Origin of the sequence: Paracoccus fontiphilus (assembly GCF_017356265.1) — a bacterium.
Classification (GTDB): Bacteria; Pseudomonadota; Alphaproteobacteria; order Rhodobacterales; family Rhodobacteraceae; genus Paracoccus; species Paracoccus fontiphilus.
The window spans coordinates 1-7836 of sequence record NZ_JAFNAW010000102.1; the positions used below are offsets into that span (position 1 = coordinate 1).

5 protein-coding genes and 3 pseudogenes are annotated in these 7836 nt (G+C 63.8%); 6 read left to right on the forward strand and 2 right to left on the reverse strand.

The window, feature by feature from the left end:
* A partial coding sequence (locus tag J0F76_RS19285; protein ID WP_207471983.1) for a metallophosphoesterase family protein occupies positions 1-455 on the reverse strand: 455 nt, incomplete at its 3' end.
* A gap of 82 nt (positions 456-537) precedes the next feature.
* On the opposite strand from J0F76_RS19285, the pseudogene J0F76_RS21290 reads away from it, so the two are divergent.
* From J0F76_RS21290 to J0F76_RS19310, 6 genes and pseudogenes are all read left to right on the forward strand, one after another.
* Positions 538-822 (forward strand): annotated as a pseudogene (locus tag J0F76_RS21290) (ArdC-like ssDNA-binding domain-containing protein); the annotation flags it as partial.
* 125 nt (positions 823-947) lie between these two features.
* On the forward strand, positions 948-2624 hold the full coding sequence (locus J0F76_RS19295) for a Fic family protein (protein WP_242690461.1): 1677 nt from the start codon (positions 948-950) through the stop codon (positions 2622-2624).
* A gap of 510 nt (positions 2625-3134) precedes the next feature.
* Positions 3135-3455: pseudogene (locus J0F76_RS21060) on the forward strand (IS21 family transposase); the annotation flags it as partial.
* A gap of 3 nt (positions 3456-3458) precedes the next feature.
* Positions 3459-6185 (forward strand): annotated as a pseudogene (locus J0F76_RS19300) (UvrD-helicase domain-containing protein); the annotation flags it as partial.
* Positions 6186-6308: 123 nt separating this feature from the next.
* Entirely contained in the window at positions 6309-6662 is a 354-nt protein-coding gene (locus tag J0F76_RS19305; RefSeq protein ID WP_207471985.1) for an antitoxin Xre/MbcA/ParS toxin-binding domain-containing protein, read from the forward strand.
* A 3-nt stretch (positions 6663-6665) separates the two neighbouring features.
* Positions 6666-7178, forward strand: a complete 513-nt coding sequence (locus tag J0F76_RS19310; protein WP_207471986.1) for an RES family NAD+ phosphorylase — start codon at positions 6666-6668, stop codon at positions 7176-7178.
* On the opposite strand, the gene J0F76_RS19315 is transcribed toward J0F76_RS19310, so the two are convergent.
* A partial coding sequence (locus J0F76_RS19315; RefSeq protein ID WP_207471988.1) for a hypothetical protein occupies positions 7170-7836 on the reverse strand: 667 nt, incomplete at its 5' end. The genes J0F76_RS19310 and J0F76_RS19315 overlap by 9 nt on opposite strands.

The following is a 7836-nucleotide window of genomic DNA, read 5'->3' on the forward strand; positions in this document are numbered from 1 at the left end:
CAGCCGTCTGGCGTGGGCGCGGCCATCGCCTCGGTCAGGTCGCGGCCGGGGCGGCGCTGCGTGCAGGGGGCGGGCAGGACCACCGCGCCGGGCGACAGCTCGACCGGAGCGGGGCTGGTGATCGCCCGCAGGTTGGCCGGCCCGTCCTGGGCGATGCGGCGCCACAGTTCGGTGGCGGCCAGGCTGTCGTGGTTGCCCGGCAGCATGATCCAGGTGATGTCGGCCTCGGCGGCCATGGCGCGCAGGGCGTGGCGCAGGGTGTCGGGGGCAGGGGTCTCGGCGTCGAAGGTGTCGCCCGCCAGCAGCACCGTGGCCGCGCCGCCCTCGCGCGCGGCTTGCGCTAGCCGGGCGATCGCGCCGTGGCGGGCCTCGCGCAGGCGGTTGCGGATGGCTTCGGGATAGCCGCCGAAGGCCTTGCCCAGATGCAGGTCGGAGGAATGCAGGAAGCGGAACATCGGAAACAGGGATCCTTGGGACCGGCGCAGAATTCGGAAAGGAGAACAAATCACGCCCGCCGCCAAGCCGGCAAGCCCGAAGATGCTCAAAAAGCCCTGCCTTTGCGTATTCCGATCCCGTTACCTGCGCTGCCTGTTTTCGAGAGGGGGAGACCGGCTCGGACTTTCGGTGAGGGGTCGAGAGCAGGAGGAGAGGCCTCCGGCGCCCGTCGCGGAGGACATCCCGATACCCAGACATGACCGCGCCATTCGGACGGGCGGTGATCGCGCCAGCCTTCACGACGAAATCACTGACCGGATCATCGCCGAACTTGAGGCGGGGCGGCTGCCCTGGGCGCAGCCTTGGGAGCCAGCAGCGGCGCAAGCCCAACTGGCCTTGCCCAAAACGCGGCAACCTTGCGCCTGCATACGGGCAACGACAGAGCCGACCGACGGCCGGTCCGTTCGAGAATGCGCAAGGGGGCTACTGCAAGCCCGACCAGCGCAGCTTGCATGGTCGATCTCGATGATGAAAGCCAATCCCACGACTGCGACAGACAGAAAAGGCCTGACCTTGAACGCGAGGAACTACTTGAATTTGGACAATGCTATTTACTTGAAATTGGGCATGCTCATATACTTGAAGTTGGACGCTTAGCCGAGGACATGGTGATGACATCGAAAAGGGAGATCTTGGCGGATGCCATGCAGGATTTGCATGGGTTACAGGAAGATGGCCACCTTGTCGTTCAAAGCGGGCAGATCGCAGCCGATCGCCTGAAGGCCTTGAAAGATGCCGGCTACCTGCTTCCGATCATGAAGGGCTGGTATCACCTGTCAGATCCCGCGACCCGGCCCGGCGACACGACGGCATGGAGCATGAGCTTCTGGTCTTTCATCCAACGCTACTGCGAAGGGCGCTTCGGGGAGAATTGGGTGCTCAGTCCAGAGATCAGCCTCACCCTTCATGCCGGATCCGAAGTGCCTCCTCCGCAGGTGATGGTTCATGCCCTCAAAGGCGGAAACAATGCCTTGGAACTGCCGGGAGGGCAGTCCCTCTTCGATCTCCGCGTGAAGGAGTTGCCTCCGAGAACGCAGAGAATGAAGCTGGAGAATGGTCTTCGCGTCTATACCCAGGAGGCCACTCTGATCCACATGGCCGAGAACTGCTATCAGACGCAGTCCCTGTCAGTGGCGGCGCTTTTGGGAACATACCGCAACCCTGACAAACTCGTTCGAGCGGTCGTCGAGGGTTCCCACAAGAGACCTGGAAGCCGGCTGGTCGGCGCCCTTGCCCACGTGAACATGGACGCGCAGGCGGAACGTCTCGCTGGGGCCATGCGCAGGGCGGGGATCGACCTGAGAACTGAAAATCCGTTTACGGGCGAAGGGATCGATGTCGTGGCCGGGGCTTCGCCGATCGCGAACATGCTCAGAGCCATCTGGCAGCGCGATCGGCCAAGGATCATCGAGATCCTGCCTGCGCCGGGACGGCTGAATGATGTGGCGGAGGTGCTTGAGCAGATTGATGATGTCTACACCCATGATGCGTGGAACTCGCTGTCGATTGAAGGCTACCGGGTCACGATGGAGCTCATCGAGAAGATCAGGAGCGGAGTCTGGGATCCCGAGGGGGACAAGGGCGATGCCTCGGCGCGCGACGCAATGGCCGCAAAAGGCTACTGGAACGTCTTCCAGTCCGTCCGGGATGTCGTGAGGACCGCAATCGAGTGCGGTGAACGTGTCTCGATGAGGGACAATCTGGCCGACTGGTATCAGGATCTTTTCCGGCCGTCCGTGGATGCGGGTATCCTGACCCAAGGCCAGTTGATCGGCTATCGAAACCATCCCGTGTTCATCCGGACGGCAAACCATGTGCCGCCTGCCGCCGAAAAACTGGTGGATGCGATGGATGCCTATTTCGACCTGGTCGACGACGAAGAACATCCGGGTGTGAGGGCCGTTCTGGGGCATTGGCTGCTTGGCTACATTCACCCCTATCCCGATGGGAACGGACGCCTCGCGCGCTTCGTGATGAACGCGGTGCTTGCGAGTTCGGGATATCCCTGGGCGGTCATCACACTCGATCAGCGCAAGCGCTACATGGAAGCGCTCGATGATGCGAGCTACCGAAGCAACATCGTCCCGTTCGCAACGCTGATCGCCGAGCACCTCAAGGCGAAATCCTGATGACCGCAACCGCAAAGCTGCCAAGCATTTAAGCCCGCGGCCTGATGGTCTGCCGCGTCCAGCAGCGGCGGGCGCATGTCGATCAGATCATCGAGGCCATGAAGGCAAGGAAGCAATCCGAGCGGTTCTGAGGCCCGTCAATCATCAGGCCGATGCCGGACGGGACGGACGCCCGCCCTTGCGCCCATTGGCCCGGGCGGCATTGGCTTTGGCTTGGCTGCTGGCCTTGCCGTCCGTTGTACCGAGTTGGGCTGCCATCCACCGCCTTGTCCCGAGCACACCCTGATCAGGGCCGGTACGTATACATCCGCGTCCAAGCGGGGCCAATACAGTCCCAGGCTGCGTGTTCCAGAGGATGATGGGCGCCCATTCCAGCTGATCGTGGGCAGCCTTCCAATTGATCATGGGCGGCAGTCCACGTGATCGTGGGCACAGGTTCCACGGGATGGTGGGCGGGTTCGACCGACAGTCTGAAGCTACTGTTCCTCTCGTTCGAACGAGGGAACCCGAATGCCAACGGAACGACTGTCGATGCGCCGAATACGCGATGTCTTGAGATTGAAGCATGCCCAGAGGGTGAGCGATCAAGCGATTGCCGCATCCCTTGGATTGGGGAAGGGAACGGTCGGGGTCTATCTCGGGCGCGCCCGGAAGGCGGGCCTCGGCTGGCCCCTGCCGGAAGCGCTGTCGGATGATGACCTCGAGTTGCTTCTCTTTCCCGCGGCGCCCTCGGTGCCGGATGCTGAGCGCCCTGTGCCCGACTGGACCATGGTGGACCGGGAATTGTGGCGCCCGGGAGTCACCTGCGCGTTGCTCTGGGAAGAATATCGCGCGGCCCTGGGCATTGCGCGCAACGACGTGTCGGTGACGGTGTTCGTCCATCATGGCGTCGAGGGACACGCGCGGCAGCGCTTCGAGTTGGCCTCCGCCCTTGAGCGCGATCTGATCGCGGTGCTGCGCGAGGCCGCCCCCGATGCCGAGGGGGCAGGGGGCATTCCCTTGAACCTGCCGGTCGCCTGCCAGACCCTGCGGGACGGCGGCCACGCCAGCGTCCGGCCCGACATCGTGGAAAAGCTGGTGCGCGGTATGGGCCGCGATGGGCGCGACCAGGACGGGGGGCTCGGAAACCTGCGGGTGGGCAAGGCGACGCGCGATACGCTCCTAGTGACGCTGCAACGCTCCTGGCAGGTGCTGGACCAGACGGCCCTGATCCGCCGGCAGGCGGCCGAGCTCATGCTGGCGCACCTTCTGGGCAAGGTGCCGAAGGGCGTCCGGGGCAAGGACCTGCAGGTCGAGACCACCCTAGGCGATCTTCTGGCGGTGCTGACCTCCGACGCGCTGCTGCGGACGAGTGGCGTCAAAGACATGACCAAGCTCATGGAGCGCAGCCTTCTCTGGCTTCACGAACAGGAGGTGGTGAGCCTGGGCAAGGGGCTGACGGTTTTCCGGCCCGCCATGACGGTTCACCTGAACGCGGCCGGCGGCGCCTTCACGCAGAAGGACTTCGTTCCCCTGGAGGAGCACTGCGGCGAGCAGACCGTCCAGACCCATGTCATGGCCGCCTATGCCGAGACAGGCCTTGTCGCGATGGATCAGGCCTCGCGCCTGTCGGAGGACTACTTCGTTCTGGACCGCGACGCTTTCCTGAGCCGCTGGATGCCCGGCAAGGCGACCGAGATCCGCCGCCAGACCACCGGCACGTCCTGGAAGACCATCGTCGAGGCCCTGGACAACCCCGTGCAGCAGAAGATCGTCGCCGATGACCGGGAGCAGACCAGCGTCCTAGTGCTCGCCGGTCCCGGCTCCGGCAAGACGCGCGTGCTGGTCCATCGCATCGCCTATCTGATCCGCGTCCGGCGCGAGGATCCGCGCGGCATCCTGGTGCTGACCTACAACCGCCACGCCGCCGCCGAGGTCCGGGCGAGATTGCGTCACCTGATCGGCGACGATGCGAGCCTGGTGACGATCTCGACCTGCCACGCGATGGCCATGCGGCTGGTCGGCGCCAGCTTCGCCGGGTCTGCCGCCGAGACCCATGACTTCGACGGCATCGTCAGGGAGGCCGTGCGCCTTCTGAACGGCGAGGGCCTGAGCAAGGCCGAGGCGGAGGCGCAGCGCGACACGCTCATCCAAGGCTACCGCTGGATCCTGGTGGACGAATACCAGGATATCGGACCCGAGGAATACGCCCTGATCGCCGCCGTGGCGGGCCGCTCGCTGGAGGATCCGGACCTGCGGCTCAGCCTGTTCGCGGTCGGAGACGACGACCAGAACATCTATGCCTTCGCGGGCGCCTCCATCAGCTTCATCCGGCAGTTCGAGGCCGACTACCGGGCGCGGCCGGAGTTCCTGGTCGAGAACTACCGCTCCACCCGCCACATCATCGAGGCCGCGAATGCGGTCATCGCTCCGGCCAGGGACAGGATGAAGGCCGAGCACGCCATCAGCGTCGATCGGAAGCGTCGGAAGGACCCGCCCGGCGGCGATATGGCAAAGCTTGATCCTGTCGCGCACGGCCGGGTGCAGGTGCTGGATTGTCCGGGCAGCGATGTCGCGCAGGCCATGGCGGCTGTGGATGAACTCGTGCGCCTGTCGCGCCTGGACCCGGACTGGAACTGGTCCCGGGCGGCGATCATCTCGCGCGATTGGCGGCGTCTGGGCCCGGTGCGCGCCTATGCGGAAGCCTTGGGTGTTCCGGTGGAGATGGCCAATGAAAGTCCGCCCAGCGTCTGGCGCCTGCGCGAGATGCTGGGCTTCGTCGAGATCCTGCGGCACGATCCCGCGCGTCTTCTCGGCATCCGTGATCTCGTCGATGCCGTGAACACGCTGCCATCGAACCGCTGGACTAACCTGATCGCCGAAGGGATCGCCGCGCTGGCCCGGGAGCTTGCCGACAAGACCATGCCGGTGCCCGACCTTGTCGAGTGGTTCGCGGAATGGGCACGCGATACGCGGAGCGAGCAGCGGGGACTGTTGCTGCTGACGGCGCACCGCGCGAAGGGGTTGCAGTTCGACGACGTCGTCATCCTGAACGGGGGCTGGGATGCCCCCTCGAAGAACGAGGATGCCGATGCTCCCCGGCGCCTCTTCTACGTCGCCATGACACGGGCTCGGCGCAGCCTCTGCATCATGAATAATGGGGCGCATCCGTTCCTGCCGCAGGTGGAAGAGCATGTGCTCCGCCGAAAGTCTCCGCCCCAGGCGGGAGACGTGGTGCTGGCAACCGCGCAGTATCAGATGCCGAACCTGAAGGCCGTGGACCTGTCCTGGGCAGGGCGACCGCCTGCGGATCATCGCTCGTTGCGGGCGATCGCGGAAGCCTAGGTCGGCGATCCCTTGCGGCTGGTGAACGAGGGCGGAGCCTGGATGATCCATGATGGCCAAGGGCGTGCCTTGGGACGCATGGCGAAGATATGGTCGCCACCCGAGGGTCTGAAGTTCCTGCGGGGAGAGGTCGGTGCCGTCGTGCGGTGGCGCAAGGCCGACAACAAGGAGGAGTTCCGTGCCCACCTGCGCCGGGACATCTGGGAAGCCGTCGCGCCGGAGCTTGTGTGGGGCTGAGCGCGGCCACTTGCTTCTCCCGGAAAAAAGGCCGCCGATGTCTCGCCAAGACTGGAAGGCCATGCCTTCTGACGCTATATTACGTCATTGAGTACGGCCTGAAGGACTGAACAGGGTTTTGCCATGGGTCTTCTGATCGATGCCTTTCACGACAACCACCTGGACCCGGCGATCATCGCCGACCGGCTGCGGACAACGAAGGACGATGTCGCCCGATCCGCGGGCTTGGGCCGGGACGCCGTTCTGCGCCAACGGCGTCTGACGAGCGACACCACCCAACGGCGTCTGCGGGAGATGGTCGAGATCGTCAATCTGGTGGCGCCGCGCTTCGGCAATCCCATCATGGCCTATGCCTGGTATCGCTCGGAGCCATTGCCTGGCTTTTCCGGCTCGACAGCAATGCAACTCACACGTGAAGGCCGCGCGACCGAGGTTCTCGACTACATCGAGGCGGTCGACGCCGGAGTTCATGCCTGAGGCATGCGGTTCGCTGGACTGCTCTATCGGGCGATCACGCCACGCTATGCGGCCGAGCCGCTGTCGGGCGAAGGCGCCCGGCGGTTCGGGGGCCGGTTTAACGCCAAGGGCATGCCAGCGCTCTATCTGGCAACCCATTTCGTGACCGCGATCCACGAGGCCAACCAAGTCGGATCTCTCCAGCCGACAACCCTGGTGACCTATGACGCCGACATCGAGAACCTGTTCGACACACGGGATCCGGCGGCGCTTTCCCGTGAGAGCGTCGATCCGGCAGTCCTGTCGGCGGACACCTGGCGAGACGAGATGAGGGCACGGGGCATCTCGCGATCACAGGAGTTGGCAGCCGCCTTGGCGTCCAGAGGCTTTCATGGGCTGATCTCCAGAAGCTATGCCAAGGGAAATGCTGCCAACCCCGATGCCACGAACATTGTCCTCTGGACCTGGCCCGACCCGCCAGCGCGCCTTCGCGTCATTGACGACGAGGGCCGCCTCGATGCCCTGCGCTCACCGTGACAGGCGCTGTCCGGAAATGGCGCAGATCATCGTGCCAAGAACTGAAGCAAGCTTCAGCCACATGCGTCGAACTGGCGAAAAAGGATGATTACAGACGGACCATAAGCTAAGATGGGCTATGTGACATGAGAGGCAGATGATGAAGACCGCCAAAGCAGGGGTGAGCGGAGATAAGACTGGACGTAAATCCGAAACGATGACGTCGCGGAAGATCCTTGCCAGTGCGCTCGGAAGTTTCAAGATCGAAGGTCTTGAACTGGACATTCGGTCGGCGTCGGAGTTCAGAGATCTCGAGAACGGGTCGGTCAGTGCGTCGGAGCTTCGGAGAAGGCTTTTAAGCAGATATAGCAAGTCAACCGTCACAAAATAAAAATGACGCGATACGTCGGCGGTGACAGTGACCACTACGAGGGCACTGATGTCCTGATCAACAGGCTCGGGATCAAGGATCAGGAAGGACTGGACAAGGCAGAGATGGCGATCGCGCTGCTCGCTGCATTCGAGTTGGCGCAGAACCCACCGGAGGAGGGAAGGTCTGGTCCGGACTTCAAGTTCTTGCTCGAGATACACAGGGCTCTGTTGCACAAATTTCGTGAGGAATTCATCTTGCGAGTCCAGCTTGGTAGCTGTGATGTATGCGCAGACCCACACCTCCGAC